Source organism: Nocardia sp. NPDC005978 (assembly GCF_040614455.1).
Classification (GTDB): Bacteria; Actinomycetota; Actinomycetes; order Mycobacteriales; family Mycobacteriaceae; genus Nocardia.
In genome coordinates, this window is the sequence record NZ_JBEXUS010000002.1 from 33,834 (window position 1) to 55,296 (window position 21,463).

Consider the following 21,463-nt stretch of genomic DNA (forward strand, 5'->3'; position numbering starts at 1 on the left):
GGTTCGGGCGGGCGCGCATCCGGCCGGAGCCCTTGCGGGCAGCCACCGCACAGCCGCACGTACCCCACGGCGCGACGCCGGCGGGGTCGCAGGAGCGATCTATGTGCGGTACGGATTCACCGGAATACGGCGAAAAGGATTACGACGCTTCGTTGCGCTGTTGCAGGTCGTGCGCAATGGTGGCCCAGCTGACCGAGCAATGCCTCGCCAATTCGATGACGTGTGAAACGCAGTGGTCGGGCACCGCGGTCGCAATCATCGTGCCGTCGTCGAACCTGACGGTGTGCGCGTGCAGCCAGCGCAGAAAGTCACGTCCGGATTCGCTCATCCGCAGCGCGGGGTCGCGCGACAGAACCGCGAGTACCGCGGTGGCATCCACCGATTTTTCGGCCACCGCCCCGGTGGCGAACTGCATTTCACCGGAACCGCCATGGGAAACATCGGCCTCGGCGCCGCCGGTCGGGGACTCGGGAAAACCGTAGCGGGTCATGCGACCACGAACGTTTCGCACCGTCCCGGGAGAAACCCCGGCCGCGCGCGCGATCGTACGCAGCGAGGCGCTGGGCATCTGTTCGAGCAGTTCCGCCACGCGCCTGCGACCGTCGGAGGGGTCAACGGGCCGGAACCGTCCGTCTTTGCCCAATCGAGTGTTCGACTGCGTATCGGCATCGGTTGAACACCGCAGGCGACTGATAACCTTCGCGGACAGACCGGTCGTAGATCCGATCGTTCGATCCGACCATTCGGGATGGGTCACAAGGATTTTAGCGGCGGCCGCCCGGCGCTCCGCGAATGTGAGCGGCAATCCGTTACTGATGTTCGCTTGAACCGCGATTACGAACGCAGCGTCGATGGGTCCGGATATGAGATGGGCGTCCAGTTGATCAATTCCCTTGCACACTGCCGCGGCTACGCGATGCAGGCCGTCGAGAATTCGCATTGTCGGCTCATGAACGATGATCGGGGGCAGTGGCCAATCGGCCGCCACCATACGCTCGATATGCGCGTTGTTGAGACCACTCGAGCGCGGCGAGCCTTCCGCCAGTAGGTCGCTGACCTTGACAACGCTCACGGGCAGCGATTTTCGACTCGGAAGTCCACTTTGTGCCGACCACTCCGCCGGTATCGATAACCCCACACTGACCCCCGTAGCAAAACGCCACCAAGCCCAGGTCCGGGTGATGACCGTCCGCGGTAATGCCCTTGCACTTCTCATGGTTGCGATCTTGCTACCAAGCTACATCTGGATACAGGTGCAGTCAAATTAAGTCGAGGTGACGCCGGCGTGGCCGTGCGGTTCGGCCCGGCGTGGGGTTCCACGCGGGCCCGCGACGTGGCAGGAGGTCGATTCAGCTTGCGGGCATTGAGGTTTCGGCACGGCCCGCCTCGCGCCGCGCGGGCTGCGGGCGCGGGCGGTAGGCACTGGGCGGACTGCCGGTCCATCGAGTGAACGATCTGCTGAACGCCGCGGCGCTGGCGTAGCCGAGGCGGGCCGCGGTCTCCTTGACGGTGAGGTCGAGGACATCGAGCATGTCGATGGCGAGCGCGCAGCGGGTCTCCTCCTGGAGGATCCGGAAGTTGGTGCCCTCCTCGGCGAGCCGTCGATGCAGGGTGCGGCGGTCCATGTTCAGCCTGGCCGCGATCTCGCTCGCGGTGGGCGCGGTGTGGATCTGCTGCAGCAGTATCGCGCGGGTTCTGGCCGCGAGCTGCCCGCGCTCGAGGCGATTCTGCAGCAGGTCCAGGCAGTGCTGCTCGCACAGGGCGGCGGTCGCCGGATCCGGCATCGACATCGGCTCGGCGAGCAGATCGAGCGGAAACGTCAGCGCTGTGGTCGGGCGGTCGGCGACTATCCGGAACCGCCGCATCGGATCGTGCGCGAGGTCGGCGAGCATCCGTGTCATGCCATCGATCACCCGCGCCGCCCGCTCGTCGGGAAGCGCCAGCTCCAAGCGGGTATCGCCGAGACGATCCACGAGTTGCGGACTGAGACAACGCAACACGATCACCCCGAAGATGATGGCGATGTCACGTTCGAGCAGGAAGGCGCGGACGTCGGCGGGCAGATTCCGGTGCTCGAACGTTATCCGCCCCGTCGTCTGGGTGAAGTTGACCGTGATGTCGATGAATCGGTTGCCGATCCGCAGCGTGCGGAGTGCGACCTGGAGGGCTTCGCCGGCGGTGGGGCTGCTGAGCATGGCGAAGCCGAGCAGGCCGAAGTTCGCGAGCGAGAAGCGCATCGCGACCTCGGTCCCGAGCCCCGGCCGGTCTCCGAGTGTTTCCACCAGGTTCCGCGCGACCGATAGCTCCTGTACGCCTTCGACTTCCAGGTCGTCGGCTTCCAGATCCGGGAGCAGGAGCCCGGTCGAGGCGAGCAGTCGGCGCTCCGGGATTCCGTGATCGATTCCGAGCTGGACCATGTGCCGGATCCCGATGATGCCGCGTCTGAAGTCCCACGACCTGCTCTCCACCGCGCCGAAAGTATCACGCTTCTGTCCCATCGAGTCATTCCGAACGCCCGCGGGCGGCTCGTACGGTGACATCGGGTCGTCCAGAAGTCGGCCCGTGCACTGGGGCACGCACCGGCTGCGGTTCGCTTCCAGCTCCGCCGCGGTACCGCCCGCCCGAGACAAGGAGGGCCATAACCGATGCGTCCCATAGTGATTCGATGGCTAGGACTGGCGGCCCTGTGCTTCGCCGAGTTGCTGGTCTTCCTGGACAACACCATCGTCAATGTCGCGTTGCCGAAGATTTCGACCGATTTGGGCGCCGGCACATCTGGTTTGCAGATGGTGGTGGACATGTACACGCTCGTATTCGCCGGCCTACTCCTGACGGGCGGGTATCTGGGTGATCGTTTCGGCCGCAAGACCGTGCTGCTGATCGGAATCGTCGGTTTCGCGGCGATCTCCGCACTCGCCGCCATTTCACAGAACCTGGGTCAGTTGATCGCCGCGCGAGCGGGCCTCGGCCTTTTCGCCGCTCTCGTATTTCCGGCCACCCTCGCCCTCGTGGTGATTCTGTTCGACGACCTTCGCGAACGCGCTATCGCGGTGGCGACGTGGGCGGCGGTTGCCGGAGTCGCGGCCGCGATCGGGCCGGTGGTCGGCGGCTGGCTGCTGCATCACTACTCGTGGAGTTCCATCTTCTGGATCAATGTTCCCGCCGGCGCCATCGCACTGATAGCCGTTGCCGCTCTCATACCGCCCAGCAGAAATCCCGAAGCCGGACGCTTCGATATCGGCGGCATGGTGCTGTCGATGGTCGGCATCACGATCGTCGTCTACAGCGTGATCGAGGCCCCGAACCACGGTTGGCTGACCCTGCGGACCATTGGCGGGATCGTGATCGGCGCGGCGGTCATCGCGGCGTACGCGGTGTGGGAGAGCCGATTCTCGTCGCCGCTGTTCGATATTCGTCTCTTCCGCGACCGCAACTTCGCCGCGGCGGCACTGCTGCTGACATTCGGCATGTTCGCGCTCATGGGATTCGTATTCCTGATGACCCAATACTTCCAGGGCGTCAAAGAATTCTCGCCCCTGGAAACAGGCACCCGCACACTGCCTTTCGCCATCGCGATGACGGTCTTCGCCGGGCCGAGCATGTGGCTGGGGTCGAAGATCGGAGCGGGCCGGACCGCCGTGCTCGGATCGCTGGTCATGGCCCTGGCCTTCGTGCTGACCATACGGTACGACGCGCTCACCTCGTACTGGGGCGTGATCGCGCCCGTCATGATCACGCTGGCCGCGGGCGTGGCGCTCGTCGCGGGGCCGGCGACCCTGATGGTGCTCAACGAGCTGTCCACCGGGCAGGTCGGCGCGGGATCGGCGGTCAACGATACGAGTCGCGAACTCGGCGGAACGCTGGGAGTCGCCGTACTCGGCTCGATTCTCGCCTCGGTCTACTCCGGGAAAATAGCAACCGATCTGGCCGACATACCGTTGCCCCAGGCGGCGCGCGACGCGGCGGCGAACTCCATGCTGACCGGGGTTCAAGCCGCCGGCTCAATTCCGGACCCGATCGGCGCCCAACTCAGCGGTCTCGTCAAAGGCGCCTTTCTCGACGGCTTTCATACCGCCTCCCTTACCGCCGGAGGTATTGCGGTAGTCGCCGCTGTCGCCGGATGGCTCCTACTCGAGCCGAGCGGAGATCGGCGGGCGAGCGGGGACGACATCGCACACGTATCGGAGCCGGAGCCGGCGGCGCCGGTGACCTGACACCATCGGTACACGAAATATCGAGCAGCACAACAAATCTCACACCAGGTGCATTGCCTTATGACCGGACGCGTCGTCCACAATTCCGGGGGGTTTCCGATACCACGGACCGGCATCTGCCAAAATCGAAACGTGACGCCGACAACCAGCCACCCGTACAACGGCCTTTCCGCGGAGGAGCGGGTTGCCAAAAGGCGCGAGAAGCTACTCGAGGTGGGCCTCGATATCCTCGGGGCCCGGGACAGCCCCGGTGAGCTGACCCTGCGCAACGTGTGCCAACAGGCCGGTCTCTCACAGCGCTACTTTTACGAGAGTTTCGCCGACAAGGATGAATTCGCCGCCGATATCTACGAGTGGTCGGTGCAGGAACTGACGGCCTCCATTCAACTCGCGGTCGCGAACGCACCGCGCAAGGAGAAGCTGCGGGCCGGAATCGGCGAACTCGTGCGCGGGATCGAAGCCGACTACCGGCTCGGGCGGCTGCTGTTCAGCCCCAACCAGATCAATCCGGCACTGCTGCACAAACGATATGGATCGACCCAGGGATTCATCGAACTCCTGGACGAACACATTCGCGAAGCCACACCGGCCGGCGAATACACCCCGGTACCACTGGCTGCCCAGTTCCTCGTCGGCGGCGTCGGGCAGATTGTGTCTTCCTGGTTCAACGGCACCACGGCCAGTGACACGGAAGCGTTGGTCGACAGCCTCGTCGAGTTCCTGGCCGCCTACTGGCGGCAGCTGGCGGAGGCACACGGCCGCGCCGGAGCATCGACACCCACCGGTGCCGACAACACGTAGATCTGCCGAGTTCCTCCGAATGACCGGTTGATCCCGGCTCCGGTCGATCGCGCGGCATCGCGGTCGCCGCGTGCCGGATCAGCCGATGATGGGGTTGCCCCACCCCTCGAAAAATCCGCCGATGATTGCCAGTGCGCCGGCGTAGCAGGGGATGATTCCGAACCCGATCAGGAAGCGAATCACCGAGGCGTTCCAGCCTCGGCGGTGCGTGCGCACGGCGCAGATGGTCACGGTCATCGCCCAAATCACCGCTGCGAGGATCGCTCCGGCCGGGATAGCCCAGAAGTACAGCACGTCCATCAGCGCCAGCACACAGAAGACGAACAGCGCGAGCCCGGTCAGGGTGCCCGCGATCAGGTGCCAGCAGTACCGCAACCAGGTCATCAGTGTTCCAATGACGACGTATGTCCCCGACCTGCCCGATAGCGCGGGCTCGCCGAGTTCTCGCTCTGCTCTTGCCATTCGGAGGCACGGGTATGTTGTCAACTCTGCTCCCGGTCATCATCGGCGGCGAGGAATTGGTCCACGTCGTCGCTGTCGTCGTCATGGGCTTCGAGCAGGCGCTCGTTGAGCACCGGGATCGAGTGGTCCAGCCAATCGGGCCGTTCGCCGCCGACGGGCAGCAGCTCGTGCCGTTCGACGAATTGTTCGGCGAGGTGCCGGACCGATTCCCGCAGTGCGCCGAGAACGACTCCCTCGGCCAAGCCGGTCAGCTCCCGCAACAGCTCGCGAGTCCGGTCGAGTTGATCGGATTCGGTGCCGCCGGCATGGATGCGGGGCCACAGCGTGCGCTCGAAGATGTCGCCGAAATCTGCTGCGATCTGGTCGGTATGCGCCCGCAGCCGGGCAATCTGATCGAGCACATCGCCCGGCGGCAGGTCCAGCTCGGCGACCCGCAGGCCACTGCCGAGCACCCAGCGCCGGGTCTGCGGACGGCCGCGCCGCCACCGGATCAATCCGAGCCGAGTTGCCTTGCGCAGCAGGGCAGGTCGCAGGCCCTTCGGCTTGATCATCTGCCGGATGTCGCCCAGGGTGAGCGGTACCCAATCCTCGGGTCCGCCCGGCAACGCGAGTAGGTCGGCGACTGTCGCCCCCTGCTCGCGTGCGGTCAGCAACTCGGCGATCGAGCCGAGCGAAAAGCCTCGGTCCTGCAGTCGCTGCACCAGTTCGAGACGGTTCAGGTGGGAGCTGTCGTAGCGAGCGGTGCGCCCGACCCGGCGCGGCGCATGCAACAGCCCCTTCGACTGATACATCCGCACGGTACTGGTGGGCACACCGACTCGCGTGGCCAGCTCCTCGACCGTAAGGTCGGTGTGTGTCGTTCGCACCGGTCGAGCATGCGCGGCATAAACGTTGCTAGTCAATACTGTTCTAGTAAATGCTCGAATCGTCAACGCGACGGCTCCGAGATGGCGTACCGGAGGCTCCGCAGCACGACCGGACGCGCGCCACGAAAACGGCCTTCGAAGCCGGAGCCGACGTCTGTCAGACCGCTTCAACCTCTTCCCCGGCAATCTCTGGTTCGGACCTGCTGTCGCACAACAGGTCCGGCCCCTCTAGCGAGTGTGCGCATTCCGTGTCCCTTAACCTCCGACAGGTGGCATACGGCGAAGGACGACGATGAGCAAGCGAAAAGTACTCGTCATGGGTGCGAGCGGATTTCTGGGGTCCGCGGTGACGCGGCAGCTGGTGGATCGGGGCGACGACGTCCGAGTGCTGCTGCGCGCCGGGAGCCGGACGCGCAATATCGACGGTCTCGCCGTCGAGCGTCACTACGGGGACATCTTCGACACCGAGGCCGTCCACACGGCCATGGCGGGCCGCGACGTCGTCTTCTACTGCGTCGTGGATACCCGTGCGTGGCTCCGTGATCCGGCCCCGCTGTTCCGGACCAACGTCGAGGGGCTGCGGGGAGTGCTCGAGATCGCCGCGAAGGCCGATCTCGAGCGGTTCGTGTTCACCAGCACCATCGGAACGATCGGGTTGGCCGTAGACGGTGTGCCTGCCGACGAGAACTCACCGCACAACTGGTCGAACCGGGGCGGGGCCTATATCGCCTCGCGCCGTGCGGCCGAAGAGCTGGTCTTCGAGTACGTCCGCGATCGCGGATTGCCCGCTGTCGCACTGTGTGTCGGCAATACCTACGGGCCCGGCGATTGGCAGCCGACTCCCCACGGCTCGCTGGTCGCGCTGGCCGCGCTGGGCCGGCTCCCGGCGTACTTCCGCGGGGTCGGGGCGATGGTCGTCGGTATCGAGGACGCCGCGCGGGCGCTGCTGCTGGCCGCCGAGAACGGCCGCGACGGCGAACGCTACGTAGTCACCGAGAGTTTCATGACGGCACGGGATCTCTACGCGCTCGCGGCACGGACCGGCGGTGCGCGACCCCCGCGATTCGGAATCCCGCTGCCGGTCCTGGTCGCTCTCGGATACGTCGTCAGCGCGGCGGGCCGGCTGCTGCGACGGGACTTCCAGCTCAATCGCACCGCCGTCGAGCTGCTGCGCGCCACCTCCGAACTCGACCACGGCAAAGCCACGCGTGAGCTGAACTGGATCCCGTCGCCGACCGCGGACGCGGTGCGCGCCGGGGCCGAATTCTTTCTTCAGCGTCATAGAAACCGCAGGTCATCGTCTGCGATCAACGAGAGAAGGCATCCCGCGTGAGTGGTTCACTGACCGGCAGAACAGCATTCATCACCGGAGCGGCTCGCGGTCAGGGCCGCGCCCACGCGGTGCGCCTGGCCGCCGAAGGCGCCGACATCATCACCGTCGACCTGTGCGGGCCCCTCCCGCCCGCGGTGCCCTACGACTCCGCCACCAAGGAAGACCTCGACGAGACCGTCCGCCTCGTCCGTTCCGCCGGCGGTCGCATCGTCGCCTCGGTTGCCGATATCCGGGACCTCGAAGCCCTCACCGCGGCTGTCGACGAAGGATTCAACGAATTCGGGCGCTTGGATGTGATCGTCGCGAACGCCGGTATCAGCCCGCCGCAGGCGTGGAACGAGATCACCCCCGAGTCGTTCCGCGACGTCATGGACACCAACGTCACCGGAACCTGGAACACGGTCGTGGCGGGCGCACAACGGATCATCGACGGCGGCCGCGGCGGTTCGATCATCCTGATCAGCTCGGCCGCCGGTATCAAGCTGCAGCCCTTCATGGTTCATTACACCGCGAGCAAACATGTGGTCACGGGCATGGCCCGCGCCCTGGCGGCCGAACTCGGCAAACACGCGATCCGCGTCAACAGCGTCCACCCTGGCGCGGTGAACACCCCCATGGGCTCCGGCGACATGATCTCCGCGATCGGCCGCACGCTCGAAACGAACCCCCAACTGGCGAACATGAACACCCCCTTCCTCCCGGTCTGGATCGCCGAACCGGAGGATGTCGCGAACGCGGTCTGCTGGCTGGCGGGCGACGAGTCCCGGCTGATCACCGCAACCGCGATGTCCATCGACCAGGGGTCGACGCAGTACTGAATTGCGAAGCGAAGTGACTCGATACCGCTCGTTACGACTTTCGCGGCTTCGGCGAACACGCGGATCGGCCCGGAGGTGGTGTGTTGAATGTCGCTGGACGCGCGAGAGGGATGGCCCCGGTCGTCGCCGACGGTGGAGGAACTGCATGAACTCGGTAGTCGAAGTGGTCAAGGGGTCGAAGACAGATCTCAGCGATGGACGCTACGCGATCTCCATACACCCCGAGAGCGTGGATATCCTCGCGGTCCTGGTCGGAGTGACCGGGAAGGTTCGTAGCGACGAGGATCTCGTCTTCTTCAACAACCCTGTGCGCCACGGCGTCGAACTGGTTTCCGAGGGACAAATCGTGGTCGATCTGTCCACAATGCCCGCCCACATCGACCGAGTTGTGATCGCTGGGAGTGCTGAGTCTCAAGGCACCAATTTCGGAGCTCTCCCCGCGATCCGGACCATCATTGCCGGTAGCGGACAGTCGCTCTCGTTCATCTCTCACGGACTCACCACGGAGACCGTGCTGCAACTGGTCGGGTTCTACCGCCGCAACGGACGGTGGCGACTCGACGCCGTCGGCCAGGGATATCAAGCAGGCCTGGCCGCATTCGCCGACGATCACGGCATAGTTGTGGACGATCCGGGCACAGGTTCGGAAGCAACCGCACCACCACTGGCGCAACCGACACCATCGACCGGCTCGGACGGACCTATCAACTTTTCGAAGGTCGCGGTGACGATCACCAAGGATTCACCGTCGAAGACCGCCAGTATCGACTTACGAAAAAACAACGGCGACACCAGTTGGATCTTGACCGTCGGCCTGTGGTGGGACGGTCGCGGCGCGAAGTACTTTCCCGACGGACGAGTACGCACGTTCGGAGAGGGAGACCTCGACGTGTACTTCTTCTGCCGCAACGAGTACAGCAATGACTACATTGTGATCAGTGGTGAGCCAGGACACCAAGGCGGTCTCACACAATGGCCTTTCATTCATCACTACGGCGACAGCCGCGGACCCGGCGCGGGCAATCTACCGGCCGTTGAACAAGTTCGGGTACTTCCGCAGGAAAACGGAGACCTCTTGGTCAACGTTTACCAAGCCATCGACAACGGGACCGGCGCCATCAACAAATTCGGCCGCCCTCGCGTCGTGATCCGCTACGGCCGACCGGGCAGCGACGGCCTTCCCGCTCCCGACGCTGACGAGATCATCGTTCACGTGGGCAACGGCAGGAACTCCTATTGGGCGACCGTCGCTCACATCGACGTGCGCGACGGAATCCTCACGGTCGACGGCCGTACTCGCTACAGCCATCCGCACAGTGAGCGGATGCCCGGTCTGAACACACGCGGAAAATGGGTCCGCGAGCCTGTCGGCGGCCCTGTCGGAAAAAGCAAGAAGGAAGGCGACGGGCTGGGACTCGATTGCTACCACGGCGCGTGCGCGAAGCCTGGCACGTAGTGCTGTGCTCAGTTCGCACTACTGACGTGCCCCCTATGCCTGCACGTCCGACCTCATCGAAGCGGCGAATTGGCAACAGTGTCAGAGCGAACCTTGAAAGCCGCGTGAAAGATGACGTTATGGGCACGGCGCTGGATATGGTCTGAAATCATCGTAGTGTGAGGGCTTTTCATGTCACCTGCATTGCCGTAGCCCTTTTGCTGAGCGGCTGCGACAGCAATGGAAATGATCACCAACCTGTGCCGCCTGTCAGCACACCAACAACAAGCGCGCCCGGAGTGCCGCCCTCGAGCACTCGGACCGACCTGCCACAATCGCCTGTCACGGGGGTGGGTTCTTCGCTGGTGATTGATGGTAGGGCCCTACCGGCGAGCTTCACCACGCACTGCCGCGGCACCCGAGGATCGATCGTCGATGTCAACTTGGAGGACTCGGCGAATGACCTCTACGGGAGACTGACTGCAGGAGGCAAGATCCTGCCTGCGTCAGCCACACAGGAACCCGGACCGATCATGAGCATCTTCATGCTGTCAGGATCGAAATTTCCAGCCGAGTGGCCCGACATAATCGGTAGCAGCCGCGAGAACGCGGCACCGGTTCGCGAAACCTCGGTCGCGGGGGGAGTTCTGTACGAGGTCGAGATGACAGTATCCGCGATGCCCGATGCGATGAGCAACGCTGGGTGGCAAGACATTACCCTTGTGGGTCGATTCCTCTGCACAGAATTCACGCGATAGTCGGCACCCGCACGCCAGGGTGGACATCGGCGGGTACGGGGATCTCGGTCTCGGCAAGGATGCCGACGCGACGCTGATCCGGCTGTCCGCATGCTCATCACACGGTTTGCCCCCGGAGGCCCAGCTGTGCGAGCCTTTCGAGGTCAGTTCTCTGAAAGGTCCGATCGTGACACTCGGCATGGTTCTCGGTGATTTCCCCTCTCGCGCTTCGACGCGGGAGCGGCAGCCCTGCCTGCCCTGACACTCGCGCCTGTGCCCTGACACAGGCCGTTTCTCCGCTCCCGTTCGAAGTGCTCTTCGTGCCCCTGCACGTTCGATCACGAGGAGTACTCGGTGTCCACCGATCACCGGACCGAGACAAGCACGCCCTTTTCCGCCCAGTGGCATTCCGAGAGCGCGACTCCGCCGCCCGGCCGGGTCATCGAAGCGGACGACCGGATGAAGGCCGACACCGCCTACCGGCTGGCCTGCGAAGGCACCGCCCTGTTGTGGCGCGGCGACTTCCACAACGCACGCCAACTACTGCAGGCGATGCGCAGACGCTGCGACCGCAAGCCGGTCCGGCACGGTGCCGATTCCGCGGAGTCCTTTCATCTGCACCGCCGGGCCCGTGGTCACCGTGCCCGGGTGCTCGGCAGACTTATCGTCCTGCTGGACAACGACTACCGTGTGAACCTGCGCCGGGCTCCCGACGTGCGCGCGGCGTGCATCGAGGCGTACGGTCCGCCGGCGCAGCCGATGGCGCTCGCGCTCACCGAACTCCTGGGCGTGATGGGAGCACATCGGTGGCGGGTGACAGGGGTGGCGGTGCCGGCCCTCGGAGCCCGCATTCATCCGCACTACGGCGTATTCTCCCCTGTCCGAGGCGAATACGTCGACCTCGTTGCCCGAGCCCCGCTCCCTGAGCTCGGCGGCCGGCGCCGCACCGCGTTCGACCTCGGAACCGGGACGGGAGTGCTGGCCGCCGTCCTGGCTCGCCGGGGCATCGAGCACATCGTGGCCACCGACATCAGCCCGCGCGCCCTGGCGTGCGCGCGCGAGAACATTGGCCGCCTGGACTACAACCGGCGCATCGAAGTAACCGGGCCCTGGCTGTTTCCCGATGGCAGCGCGGATCTCATCGTCTGCAATCCACCCTGGATTCCGGCCCGGCCCACCTCGGCGGTGGAACAGGGCGTCTATGACCCCGACGGCGCGATGCTCCGCGACTTCCTCGCTGGCCTCACCACGCATCTCGAACCCGGCGGCGAAGGCTGGCTCGTACTCTCGGATCTGGCCGAGCATCTCGGCCTCAGAACCCGCGAGGATCTACTGTCCCGCATCCGCACGGCAGGACTGCACGTCGTGGACAGAATCGACACCAGGCCGCGGCACCCTCGGGCCAGCGACACCACCGATCCCCTCCACGTCGCACGCGCGGCGGAGGTCACCTCGCTCTGGCGCCTCACGGGCTAGGAGCCACCCCGTGCCGGAAACCGGTTCGCGCGAAACGGTTTCCGGCAGCGGGGAAGAACGTCAGTTACCCATACACTGGGGCCGAGCACGAAGGCGTCACGTGACAGTCGCTGCCGCACAGGGCGTTTACCGGACTTCGGGCAATCACGCACGCAGTGCCAGATCCAGATCCGCCCAGAGATCCTCGACGTCCTCGATGCCCACCGACAGCCGCAGCAGGTCCTCGGGCACCGTCGTCGCTTCGGTGCCCCACCGGCGGCGGCGCTCGAGGGTCGAATCCACCCCGCCGAGGGAGGTCGCGGGAAGCCACAGGCGCACGGCGTCGACGACGGCGTCCGCCCGCCGCACCTGGTCGCCGGACCCGGCCCGCGCCTTCGGCCGAACGCCGATGATCGCCCCGAACCCGTTCATCTGCGCCTTCGCACGCGCGTGCCCCGGGTCGCCGGGCAGCGAGGGGTGCCGCACCTCGGCGACCTCGGGGTGATCCACGAGCCGGCGGGCGAGCTCGGCCGCATTTGCCTGCGCGCGATCGAACCGAAGCGCCAGGGTCCGCAGGCCGCGCAGCGCCAGCCACACTTCGAACGGTCCCGCGATCGCGCCGTGCAGCGTGCGATGCTCGCGCAGGGTCGCGGCGAGCTCGGCGTCCCGCGTCACCAGCGCACCCAGCACGACATCGGAGTGTCCCGCAAGGTACTTCGTCACCGAGTGCAGCACGATGTCGGCCCCGTACTCGAGCGGCCGCTGCCCCAGCGGCGTCGCGAACGTGTTGTCGACCACCGAGCGCACACCCGCGTCGCGGGCCGCACCCAGCACGGCCGGCAGGTCCGCGACCTCCAGCATCGGGTTGGTGGGCGACTCCACGAGCAGCAGATCGGCCCCGTCGAGCGCCGCGAGAATGGCGTCGGTATCGGCGATGTCGACGTACCGCAACGTCACCCCGTGCCGCTCGGACATCTGCCGCGCGAGCACCATCCCGGCCTGATACGCGTGCCTCGGCAACACGAGCGTGCCGCCGTCGGGCACCAGCGAGAACACGGCCGCGATCGCCGCCATCCCGGACGAGAACACGATCCCCGCCCCCGGCTCTCCCCCGCCGCACTCGAGCGCCGCGAGCGCCTCCTCGAACGGGTGCCACGCGTCGTTGTCCCCACGCGCGTACGACAATTCGCCCGAGGTGATCACACCCCGCGACACGTACGTGGAGTTCATCGGGATGGAGGCGTTGACGTGCCCGCCCTGTTCACGGTCGGGCCGGCCCGCTGCGACGACGACGGTGGCAGGCGCGAGCGCGGACAGCTCGGGATGCTCAGGCGTGTTGCTCATGACGGCGAGAATACGGCGGTCGCAACACCGTCCTCCGCATCACCTAGGTCGATTGCTACGCGGACGAAGACGTGCGGTTCGCCCGGCGCGGCCGACGGCATCTGTCTTCGCGATCGCGGAACCGAGCAGTTTCGCGACCCGTTGTCATGAAGTGCGAGTTGATAGTTCGAGTCGACCCCAACTGATCTTGCCTGCCGCGAAGGAGTAGATCGTGCAGTCGACCATCGTGATGACGGGTGCCAGTCGCGGGATCGGAAGGGTCGCTGCCGAGCGGATTCTCGCCGAGCGACCCGGTGTGCACCTGGTGGTTCTCGCCCGAGCGAGTTCACAGTCCCAAGTCGCAGAACTAGCAGCGGGGCGAGGTTCGGTCACCCACATCACGGCCGACCTCGAGTCGCTCGACAGTATTCGGCTCGCAGTCCATGAGATCGAAGCGCGACTCGATGGTGGCGAGCTTCCGCCGTTGATCGGGATCGTCGCCAACGCGGGAATTCAATACACGAACGTGCTCACCGAGACACCCGACGGGTTCGAGTCGACGTTCGCGGTCAACGTGCTGGCCAATCACCTGCTCATTCGTCTGCTCGAGCCACGCTTGCGGGCGCCGGGGCGGATTGTCATCACCGTGAGCGACACCCACTTCGGGGACTTCAAACACAATTTGGGGATGGTCCCCGGTCCGGTCTGGCAAACACCGGCACGCCTCGCCCGCGTGGGCGCTCACCCCCGGCCGGAAACCACCGCCGCAGGCCGGATCGCCTATTCCACCAGCAAGCTGGCCGCGATCCATCTCGTGCACGAGTACGCGCGCCGCCTCCCCGCCGGAGTAGACGTCCTGGCGTTCAACCCCGGGTTCGTCCCCGGCACCGATCTGGCACGCGACGCAGACCCGTTCTCCCGGTTCGCCATGCGCCGGGTTCTACCGGCCCTGACGCTCACCCCCTTGGCCAACAGCCCGAAGACCGCGGGCCGCCACCTCGCCGACGTCGTCCTGGGCAAGGTCGAGGCGGCCACCGGTTCCTACATCGATCGCGATCGCGTGGCCCGATCGTCCGACGAGTCGTACAACCGAGAGCGCGAGGCCGAGCTTTGGGTTGCTGTCGACCAGTTCACCTTTGGTGGTAACGACCGCGACGGCGATGTGCTGAAGGGATGAGGTCGGGCTCAATTGGATAGGGGCACCGGCACCGCTTTTCGGGGTCGTGGCTACACCGGTGACTCGTAGACCGCGCGGGACCTGCCCGGCCCCTTGTAGTCGGTGACGACCGAGATCCCGTTCATGACGTGGTCGCCGGGGACGTTGGTGAACCCGAGCGTGGTCCACGTGGCGTGGGCGGTGATGTTGCCGGGGTCGGACGTCAGGAAGAGGCGGCGGCAGCCCCACTTCTTGCCTTGGGCGCGAACGGTTTCGAGCAGGAGGCGGGTGACGCCGCGGCGGCGGTGGCCGGGGTGGGTGATGACGTCTTGGAGGTAGATGTCGGCGGGATCGTCTTGGCTGCGGAACGCGATGATCGCGCCGGCGATCGTGTTCTCGGCGACGGCGACCGGGCAGGTGGCCGAGAACAATGTCGCGTACAGCCAATAGTCGGAATAGGTACGGGGCGTGATGTAGGGCGCACCGGTTCCCATGAGGTCGATGACCTGGCCGATGCGGTCGACGGACAGCGGTTCGATGATCACGATGGCACGACCTGCACGTCGTTGGTGTGACCGGTCGGGCTCTCCCCGCCGGCGGGGAGAGCGAAGCGGGCTTCGGGTGACATGGTCACGGCGTCAGCGGTTCGGGGCCAAATGCTTTGCCAGGGTGACGATCAGCGTGGCCTCGGGCGCCAGCGCGTACGGAACCATCGCCCACGGCAGCAGTTTGCCGCGCTTCTCGATCACCACGTAGGCCTTGTCCAGGGAGATGTCCCTGAAGTCGGACCACGCCAGCTTCCCCTTCTTCTGGGTGCGGATTCCACCCGAGTCCAGGCTCACGGCGCCGAATGTCAGGGTCTGTCCACGCTCGATCGCGCTCAGCGAATCCATGATCTGCTGACGCCAGATGCCCGCGATCCCCTCCCGCAGATACGTCACGTACCGCACATCGTTGTGGAACGGGTCGATCGAGCTGTGCTGTGGATCCTTGTACCAGTCGCTGAAGTTCGCGTATCCCCCGCCGGGACTGTGCAGGACATAGCGAAAGGAGGTCCCGTTGTACGCCGAGTTGGTGTGGTGATGGGTGACGCTCTGCTCGACCCGGTTGAATTCCGCCCAGCGCATCACGTACAGCGGCTGCCCCGCCATCTTCCGAATCAACCCCGGCCCGTAGGCGTACACCCGGTTCCCCAGGTCCTTGTCCCGCCCCAACGACTTTCGGTCGCGCGCGACGACGAAAGCGTCGATGAGCAGCCCCAGCCGGTGCTGCTCGGCCAACTCGGCCACTTCCGCCGGCACAGGTTCAGGTAGGCGTGGCATATAAGGTCCCCTCCCTCGACTCGAAATGCCATCGTATTGGCACAACCTCGTTCGCCGGCGCCCGACACCGGAGGTGAGCCGGAGCGTTGTGTACGCCGGGAGAAAGCGAGACCGACCAGATGACAATGCCGATCCAGGTTGCCGTGTGCGGCCCGCGTGACTGCACACCCGCCGACGCCGAGAACGCCCGCGAGATCGGCCGGCTACTGACCGAACACGGCGTCACCGTCCTGTGCGGAGGCGGCCGAGGTGTGATGGCCGCGGTCGCCGAAGGCGCTTTCGCCGCCGGTGGATTGGTGATCGGGATCCGCCCCGACACCGACTCCGGCAGCATCTGCGCCGGCCTGTCCGCGGTCCTGTACACGGGCATCGGTGAGGCCCGCAACGCGATCATCGTCAACTCCGGTGACGCGGTCATAGTCGTCGGCGGCAGTTGGGGAACACTGTCCGAACTCGCGCTGGCGAACCGGCGCGGCGGCATACCGATCGTGACCATCGGCGGCTGGCAGATCCTCGACGCCGACGGCAATCCGATGGAGGCCGCCGTGGTGGCGGACTCCCCGGAAGCAGCTGTCACCGAAGCGCTCACACGCGCGGGCCGTCGCCTCTGATCCCGCCCTCAGGCGACGGCGGAGCACCGAACCCCGAGCGCGGCTAGCCGGCGTAGCAGGAGGCGACGGCGGCGAATGCCTCTTTGGGTTCCCAACTCATATCCGGGTAGGTGGTGCCGCGGCGGTCTTCGAGCACCTTGACGATGCCCAGACTGGCGCGGTCGAGGTCGTCGCGGGGATCGCCGTCGGGGCGGTGGGGGTGACTGTGCAACGCGAACAGGAACACGAAAGTGCTGTCGACGCCTTCGTTGTCGAATATCTCCAGCAGCTCGCTCAGGTAGGCGGCCTGCCCGGCCTCGTCGCGGGTGTAGTCGCCGCTCAACCGGACCGCGGCACCGGTCGCGGGGTCGTATTCGACGATCTCGTTGCTGCGTGGGGCCACATCGGCGGCGCCTTGCCAGGTGGCCGTGCCGAATCCAGTGATCGCCAGCGGTTTTCCCTGCGCGACCAGCTCGCGCACGCCCGCTCCGAACTGATCGGCGACCTCGGCGGAGCGGATGAGCTCGATCGACATGATGTCGAACGGTGTCCAATCGATCCGCTCGAACGGTATGGCGCAATAGGTGATTCGGCCTCCGAAGTGCTCACGCACCATTCTGACGGCCTCACCGAGGAAGTCGTCGAGCCGAGCGACCAGCTCGCCGAGTCGCTCGTTGCGGGCATACGGATTGCCGAGCAGGGACTCCAGCCGCTCCCAGACGGTGTCCCCGGGCAGGAACTCCGGGTTCATCAGGCTCAGTTCGACGCCGGTGACGAACACAACCTCGGCCCCGGTCAGCCGCAACCGCTCGGCCCGCCGCGCACAGTCGGCGAACAGGGACAGGATCTGCGCATTCGACAGTTCCAGGGGGTAGGGCGAGAACCACACCTCGAGTCCCAATTCCGCAGCGCACCGGGCTGCCAGTTCCAGCCGGTCGGCATCACCGCCGACGATCTGAACGGCATTGCAGTGCAGATCATCTCGAATGATGGCCAGCTCCCGCCGGACGATCTCGAGGTCGAATTCCTTCCGTGACGCCTGGCCGTTCGAGAGAAAGCCGGTGTCATAGGTCATCCCCTTGCCGCGCATACGCGTGGTCCCTTCCGTCGATCAGGTTCGGTCGACGCCACACTAGGCCACAAACTTGCGTGCACGCAATTTTTCGTAGACGCATTTTCTGTGGCACGATCGGATCGTGACGACGAGATCGGCGGGATTGCGCGAGCGCAAGAAGCAGGCCACTCGCGAGGCGCTGCGGGAGGCAGCGCTGCGGTTGGCCCTGGAACACGGGCCGGACAACGTGCGGGTCGAGGACATCGCCGAGGCGGCAGGGGTCTCACCTCGGACCTACAACAACTACTTCTCGAGCCGCGAGCAGGCGATCGTCGCCGCCGTCACCGCTGAGCGAGAGGCGCGAGTCGCCTCGGCGGTAGCGGCTCAGCCCACGCAGATCCGCCTCGCGGACACCGTCATCGAGGCGATCGTCTCGCACTACGCCGACCCGGGCGACGAGCGTCGCGACGCTCTACTGCTGATCACCACACACTCGGCACTGCGCGCGGTATTCCTCAGCGCCACCGATACGATCGCGAAACCCCTCACCGCCGCGATCGGCGCGCGTCTCGGCGCTCTCGACGAACTCACCGCCTGCGTGCTCGCAGCCAGCGTTACCGCCGCCATCCGTGTCGCACTCGAACAATGGCTACAGCCGCCGGCACGCATGCCCGCCACCGTGGGCTTCGTCGTCGTGTCCGGCTCGCTGCCCGACCTGCTTCGCGCCGCGCTCGCCCCACTCGTGCCAGCACTCGACGCGGCCGAGAAGGCGGCGCCACGACAATCCAGATGCCAGGAAGAGGTCTCTCACCGGGACTGATCCGCGGCCGCACACACGGCCGCAGGGAATCACTCGCCGGGAACGGCTGGATGTCGGCCGCATAGGCGGAGGCCCTACCGCGCCCGGCATCCGCAGCTCAAACGCGCTGTGGCGCCGAGGGTTCTGCACGAGCGAGCCATCTTTGAAAGGCACTCCGCCCCTCGCTGAAACCCGGCTGCGGGACACCGGCACGCCACACCTCTGACCGCCGATAACGTTTGGTTATCGGCGGTCAGAGACCGCCTGATCATTTCGCACTTTCCTGACTTTCGTTTCGTTTGTTACGTGTTGGAATGACGTATTAAACGAAACGATATGTGGCGGGCCGTTTGTCATGCCCGATCCCAACGACTTCGGCCCATGTCCAACACGTCGGACAAAGCGCCACGTGACGATCCGGGCGCCATCGTGTTGGCACAGCGGCCGGGCAGGCAGGTGAGTGGGTGGGGCGTGACCTACCGGTCAGCTCAGGTCGAGGACCGCTTTGCCATGTAGCCGGCGGGACAGCAGCGCCTCGGCCGCCTCACCTACCCGCGTCCAGTCCCCGCGCCAGGAGATGCCCGCATCCAGGGTTCCGGCGGCGACCCGGTGGGCCAGCCAGCTCAGATCCGGGGACAGGTTCGTGCACGACAGCAGGAAGAACGAGGTGATGGAGCGGTTGTGGCGGCCCTGATCGCCGAAAAACGTTCCGAACCTGAAGGTTTCGTCCTGACCGGCCGCGTGACCGATCGCGACCACCGTGCCGTCCTGGGTCAAATGCCGGTAGGAGTCCACGAGTTGGTCGCCGCCGACCAGATCCAGCACCCCGTCGACCGGAGCCGCCACATCGGCGGGGCCCGACAGGATCTCGTCTGCGCCGAGCGCGCGCAGGGCATCGCCGTGCCGGACGGGGTCGCCGGTCGTGGCGATCACGTACGCCCCGCCGAGCCGGGCGAGTTGCACGGCGAAACGACCTACCCCGCCGGTCGCCCCGGTGATCAGTACCCGCCTGCCCAGGATCGGGCCGAGGCGGTGCAGCGCCCGCAGCGCGGTCGCGCCCGCCACGGGAATCGTGCTCATCTCCCCCAGATCCGCGCCGTCGGGGACCACCCCGAGCAGGTCGGTGTCGACCGCGCGCAGCTGCGCCCACGCCCCCGCCGGACCGATAGTGACCACGGGCGTCCCGACACCCGGGCCCGATCCATCGGCGGCGGCACGTTCGACGAACCCGGCCGCGTCCCAGCCCAGCACCGCCCCCGCCGGGGCATTGGCCAGCACGAAGCGGATTTCACCGTCGTTGAGCGAGGTAGCGGTGACGCGCACCAGTGCCTGATTCGGCGCCGGCTCCGGGTCGGGTACCTCCGCGACCCGCAAACCGGACTCAGCAGAGTGATCGACAACCAGTGCGCGCATGCGACAACGCCTTTCGAACAGCGGAACGATGTGGACGGACACCGTCGGGAGCGACGACGAACCACAATGTGCCACTCAGTGGCAAAAGCTGTCAATAGGCAATAGCCGCTAACCGGCCGATGTTGGCTAGGCTGGTGACCATGGCTGATGCTGCGACCGACCGGCTGCCGCTGCGCGAACGCAAGAAACTACGCACGCGGAAGGCACTGATCGACACCGCGCTGGAGTTGTTCACCGCCCGCGGTTTCGACAACACCACCCTCGACGAACTCTGCGACACCGTCGAGGTTTCCAAGCGAACCTTCTTCCGAAACTTCACCAGCAAAGAAGACGTCGCCATGGCGCCCCTGCAGGACCTGTGGGCCGTCTTCCTGACCGAAATCGCCGACCGCGAACCCGCCACGGGCTCTCTGCTACAGGCCCTACAGGACGCGTTGCTCGCCGCACTCGACCGGGTGAGCACCGCCGACTGGGCCGATCGCGCTGCCCGGAGTCACCTCCTCGCCGCGGCCACCCCGGCCATGGCCGCACACAACCTGCAATTCTGCGACCGCACCATCGGGGATGCCCTGACGATCCTGACCGAACGCTACGACCTCGACCCGGGCACCGACCAGCGTCCCCGCCTGGCTCTCGATATCCTCGTCGCGGCCTTCCACCGCGCACTCGACACCTGGAGCACCCGGCCGGGCACGTCAACCCTCGCGGCCGAACTGGATGCCGCATTCACAGCCGTGCCGCAGGCACTGACCATGACACCCAACCCACGGTCTCCAGCAAACCCGCGGTGATTCACCCATACTGAAGCCACCCGCAGCCAAACCTCAAAGACGGTTGTAGTTCAAGCGATTTCGCTCACGTTGCCAATACTGTTCGCCTTTCTACAATGAAGAACGCACGTACCGGCGATCGAGATCAACGTCGCTCCTCCTTACGCCTCGGGGAACGTTCCCCGGAAACGGGTATCTCGCGACGGAGGTCGAAACATGACGGCTGAGCTGGTGGACCACCACGAGGAAGTGCCGCCTTCGCGGGGGACCGCGGCCCGGATGCGGCGGGCGTTGCGGAGGCAGCAGGTGATCAGCGCAGCCAGTACGCTTTTCGACTCCGCCGGGTATCACGCCGCCACCATGACCGACATCGCGGCGTTGGCGGGGTGGAGCAAACCCATTGTGTATCGGCAGTTCTCGGGGAAGCTCGAGCTGTATCTGGTCGTGCTGCAGGAACACATCGACAACCTGACGCAGTCGGTGGAGCGGGCGCTGTACTCCAACGCGACCAACCGGTACCGCGTGCAGGCTGCCGTGCAGGCCTACTTCGACTTCGCCGACCAGCAACCGGCCGGATTCCGGCTCGTGCTCGATCCCGACCTGTCGAACGAGCCGTCCGTGCAGTGGCGGATCGGGCGAGCCACGGACGCGTGCGTCAACGCGGTGACCGCCGCGATCGCGCACGACTCCGACCTCTCCCCCGTGCAGGCGCATCTGATGGCGTCGGGGCTGGTCGGGGCCAGCCAGTTCGCGGCGCGCTACTGGCTCGACACCGGGCGGAGCATGCCCAAAGCCGATGCCGTGGCCGGTGTCGTCACCCTGTGCTGGGGCGGGTTGGCGGCGGTGCCGTTGCGGGCCGGCGAGGAGTCCGCGCAGGCGGAGGTATTTTTCCCTATGGGGGAATAATCGCCGAAA

Annotated in this window: 20 protein-coding genes; 11 read left to right on the plus strand and 9 right to left on the minus strand. The window is 66.0% G+C overall.

Annotated features, from left to right (window positions below; all coding sequences use genetic code 11):
* Positions 1-139: 139 nt before the first annotated feature.
* Positions 140-1,072 (minus strand): hypothetical protein, encoded by a 933-nt coding sequence (locus ABZ319_RS01205; RefSeq protein WP_354984259.1) that lies wholly within the window; start codon positions 1,070-1,072, stop codon positions 140-142.
* A gap of 277 nt (positions 1,073-1,349) precedes the next feature.
* Entirely contained in the window at positions 1,350-2,498 is a 1,149-nt protein-coding gene (locus ABZ319_RS01210) for an AraC family transcriptional regulator ligand-binding domain-containing protein (RefSeq protein WP_354984260.1), read from the minus strand.
* 147 nt (positions 2,499-2,645) lie between these two features.
* Here ABZ319_RS01210 and ABZ319_RS01215 point away from each other — a divergent pair, with 147 nt between their 5' ends.
* Both ABZ319_RS01215 and ABZ319_RS01220 read left to right on the plus strand, forming a co-directional pair.
* Positions 2,646-4,214, plus strand: a complete 1,569-nt coding sequence (locus ABZ319_RS01215) for an MFS transporter (RefSeq protein WP_354984261.1) — start codon at positions 2,646-2,648, stop codon at positions 4,212-4,214.
* Between the two features lie 60 nt (positions 4,215-4,274).
* Complete coding sequence (locus tag ABZ319_RS01220) at positions 4,275-5,015, plus strand: TetR/AcrR family transcriptional regulator (RefSeq protein ID WP_354984262.1); 741 nt, start codon at positions 4,275-4,277, stop codon at positions 5,013-5,015.
* A gap of 78 nt (positions 5,016-5,093) precedes the next feature.
* Here ABZ319_RS01220 and ABZ319_RS01225 read toward each other — a convergent pair whose 3' ends face one another.
* Both ABZ319_RS01225 and ABZ319_RS01230 read right to left on the minus strand, forming a co-directional pair.
* Positions 5,094-5,399: a hypothetical protein gene (locus tag ABZ319_RS01225; protein ID WP_354984263.1), complete on the minus strand. Its 306-nt coding sequence runs from the start codon at positions 5,397-5,399 to the stop codon at positions 5,094-5,096.
* A 98-nt stretch (positions 5,400-5,497) separates the two neighbouring features.
* A complete protein-coding gene (locus ABZ319_RS01230) occupies positions 5,498-6,409 on the minus strand; it encodes a MerR family transcriptional regulator (protein WP_354984264.1) in 912 nt (303 codons plus the stop codon).
* Positions 6,410-6,635: 226 nt separating this feature from the next.
* On the opposite strand from ABZ319_RS01230, the gene ABZ319_RS01235 reads away from it, so the two are divergent.
* The 4 genes from ABZ319_RS01235 (at position 6,636) to ABZ319_RS01250 (ending at position 12,142) form a co-directional block, all read left to right on the plus strand.
* The gene (locus tag ABZ319_RS01235; protein WP_354984265.1) at positions 6,636-7,676 is read left to right on the plus strand and encodes an NAD-dependent epimerase/dehydratase family protein; all 1,041 of its coding nucleotides are present in this window, start codon (positions 6,636-6,638) and stop codon (positions 7,674-7,676) included.
* Entirely contained in the window at positions 7,673-8,494 is an 822-nt protein-coding gene (locus ABZ319_RS01240; protein ID WP_354984266.1) for a mycofactocin-coupled SDR family oxidoreductase, read from the plus strand. Before ABZ319_RS01235 ends, ABZ319_RS01240 begins: the two co-directional genes overlap by 4 nt.
* A gap of 145 nt (positions 8,495-8,639) precedes the next feature.
* Positions 8,640-9,950 (plus strand): TerD family protein, encoded by a 1,311-nt coding sequence (locus ABZ319_RS01245; RefSeq protein WP_354984267.1) that lies wholly within the window; start codon positions 8,640-8,642, stop codon positions 9,948-9,950.
* A 1,070-nt stretch (positions 9,951-11,020) separates the two neighbouring features.
* A complete protein-coding gene (locus ABZ319_RS01250; RefSeq protein WP_354984268.1) occupies positions 11,021-12,142 on the plus strand; it encodes a class I SAM-dependent methyltransferase in 1,122 nt (373 codons plus the stop codon).
* 144 nt (positions 12,143-12,286) lie between these two features.
* On the opposite strand, the gene ABZ319_RS01255 is transcribed toward ABZ319_RS01250, so the two are convergent.
* A complete protein-coding gene (locus ABZ319_RS01255) occupies positions 12,287-13,465 on the minus strand; it encodes a PLP-dependent transferase (protein ID WP_354984269.1) in 1,179 nt (392 codons plus the stop codon).
* 211 nt (positions 13,466-13,676) lie between these two features.
* On the opposite strand from ABZ319_RS01255, the gene ABZ319_RS01260 reads away from it, so the two are divergent.
* Positions 13,677-14,621 (plus strand): SDR family NAD(P)-dependent oxidoreductase, encoded by a 945-nt coding sequence (locus ABZ319_RS01260; protein ID WP_354984270.1) that lies wholly within the window; start codon positions 13,677-13,679, stop codon positions 14,619-14,621.
* Between the two features lie 50 nt (positions 14,622-14,671).
* Here ABZ319_RS01260 and ABZ319_RS01265 read toward each other — a convergent pair whose 3' ends face one another.
* Positions 14,672-15,145: a GNAT family N-acetyltransferase gene (locus ABZ319_RS01265; protein ID WP_354984271.1), complete on the minus strand. Its 474-nt coding sequence runs from the start codon at positions 15,143-15,145 to the stop codon at positions 14,672-14,674.
* Positions 15,146-15,238: 93 nt separating this feature from the next.
* Complete coding sequence (locus ABZ319_RS01270; protein ID WP_354984272.1) at positions 15,239-15,901, minus strand: DUF6585 family protein; 663 nt, start codon at positions 15,899-15,901, stop codon at positions 15,239-15,241.
* A gap of 140 nt (positions 15,902-16,041) precedes the next feature.
* Here ABZ319_RS01270 and ABZ319_RS01275 point away from each other — a divergent pair, with 140 nt between their 5' ends.
* Entirely contained in the window at positions 16,042-16,533 is a 492-nt protein-coding gene (locus ABZ319_RS01275; protein WP_354984273.1) for a dethiobiotin synthetase, read from the plus strand.
* A 43-nt stretch (positions 16,534-16,576) separates the two neighbouring features.
* On the opposite strand, the gene ABZ319_RS01280 is transcribed toward ABZ319_RS01275, so the two are convergent.
* Entirely contained in the window at positions 16,577-17,602 is a 1,026-nt protein-coding gene (locus ABZ319_RS01280; protein ID WP_354984274.1) for a hypothetical protein, read from the minus strand.
* A gap of 127 nt (positions 17,603-17,729) precedes the next feature.
* On the opposite strand from ABZ319_RS01280, the gene ABZ319_RS01285 reads away from it, so the two are divergent.
* Positions 17,730-18,386 carry a helix-turn-helix domain-containing protein gene (locus ABZ319_RS01285; RefSeq protein WP_354984275.1) on the plus strand — a complete coding sequence of 219 codons (657 nt, stop codon included), beginning with the start codon at positions 17,730-17,732 and terminating at the stop codon, positions 18,384-18,386.
* Positions 18,387-18,848: 462 nt separating this feature from the next.
* On the opposite strand, the gene ABZ319_RS01290 is transcribed toward ABZ319_RS01285, so the two are convergent.
* Positions 18,849-19,778 (minus strand): zinc-binding dehydrogenase, encoded by a 930-nt coding sequence (locus ABZ319_RS01290; RefSeq protein WP_354984276.1) that lies wholly within the window; start codon positions 19,776-19,778, stop codon positions 18,849-18,851.
* A 140-nt stretch (positions 19,779-19,918) separates the two neighbouring features.
* Between ABZ319_RS01290 and ABZ319_RS01295 the strand changes: the two genes are divergently transcribed.
* Positions 19,919-20,569, plus strand: a complete 651-nt coding sequence (locus tag ABZ319_RS01295) for a helix-turn-helix domain-containing protein (RefSeq protein ID WP_354984277.1) — start codon at positions 19,919-19,921, stop codon at positions 20,567-20,569.
* Positions 20,570-20,764: 195 nt separating this feature from the next.
* A complete protein-coding gene (locus ABZ319_RS01300; RefSeq protein ID WP_354984278.1) occupies positions 20,765-21,454 on the plus strand; it encodes a TetR/AcrR family transcriptional regulator in 690 nt (229 codons plus the stop codon).
* The last annotated feature ends 9 nt before the right edge of the window (positions 21,455-21,463 follow it).

Coding starts and splice junctions, on each gene's coding strand:
- ABZ319_RS01210 (WP_354984260.1), bottom strand. CDS start 2,498: ATGGGACAGAAGCGTGATACTTTCGGCGCGGTGGAGAGCAGGTCGTGG.
- ABZ319_RS01215 (WP_354984261.1), top strand. CDS start 2,646: ATGCGTCCCATAGTGATTCGATGGCTAGGACTGGCGGCCCTGTGCTTC.
- ABZ319_RS01220 (WP_354984262.1), top strand. CDS start 4,275: ATGACCGGACGCGTCGTCCACAATTCCGGGGGGTTTCCGATACCACGG.
- ABZ319_RS01225 (WP_354984263.1), bottom strand. CDS start 5,399: ATGACCTGGTTGCGGTACTGCTGGCACCTGATCGCGGGCACCCTGACC.
- ABZ319_RS01235 (WP_354984265.1), top strand. CDS start 6,636: ATGAGCAAGCGAAAAGTACTCGTCATGGGTGCGAGCGGATTTCTGGGG.
- ABZ319_RS01245 (WP_354984267.1), top strand. CDS start 8,640: ATGAACTCGGTAGTCGAAGTGGTCAAGGGGTCGAAGACAGATCTCAGC.
- ABZ319_RS01255 (WP_354984269.1), bottom strand. CDS start 13,465: ATGAGCAACACGCCTGAGCATCCCGAGCTGTCCGCGCTCGCGCCTGCC.
- ABZ319_RS01275 (WP_354984273.1), top strand. CDS start 16,042: ATGACAATGCCGATCCAGGTTGCCGTGTGCGGCCCGCGTGACTGCACA.
- ABZ319_RS01280 (WP_354984274.1), bottom strand. CDS start 17,602: ATGCGCGGCAAGGGGATGACCTATGACACCGGCTTTCTCTCGAACGGC.
- ABZ319_RS01290 (WP_354984276.1), bottom strand. CDS start 19,778: ATGCGCGCACTGGTTGTCGATCACTCTGCTGAGTCCGGTTTGCGGGTC.
- ABZ319_RS01295 (WP_354984277.1), top strand. CDS start 19,919: ATGGCTGATGCTGCGACCGACCGGCTGCCGCTGCGCGAACGCAAGAAA.
- ABZ319_RS01300 (WP_354984278.1), top strand. CDS start 20,765: ATGACGGCTGAGCTGGTGGACCACCACGAGGAAGTGCCGCCTTCGCGG.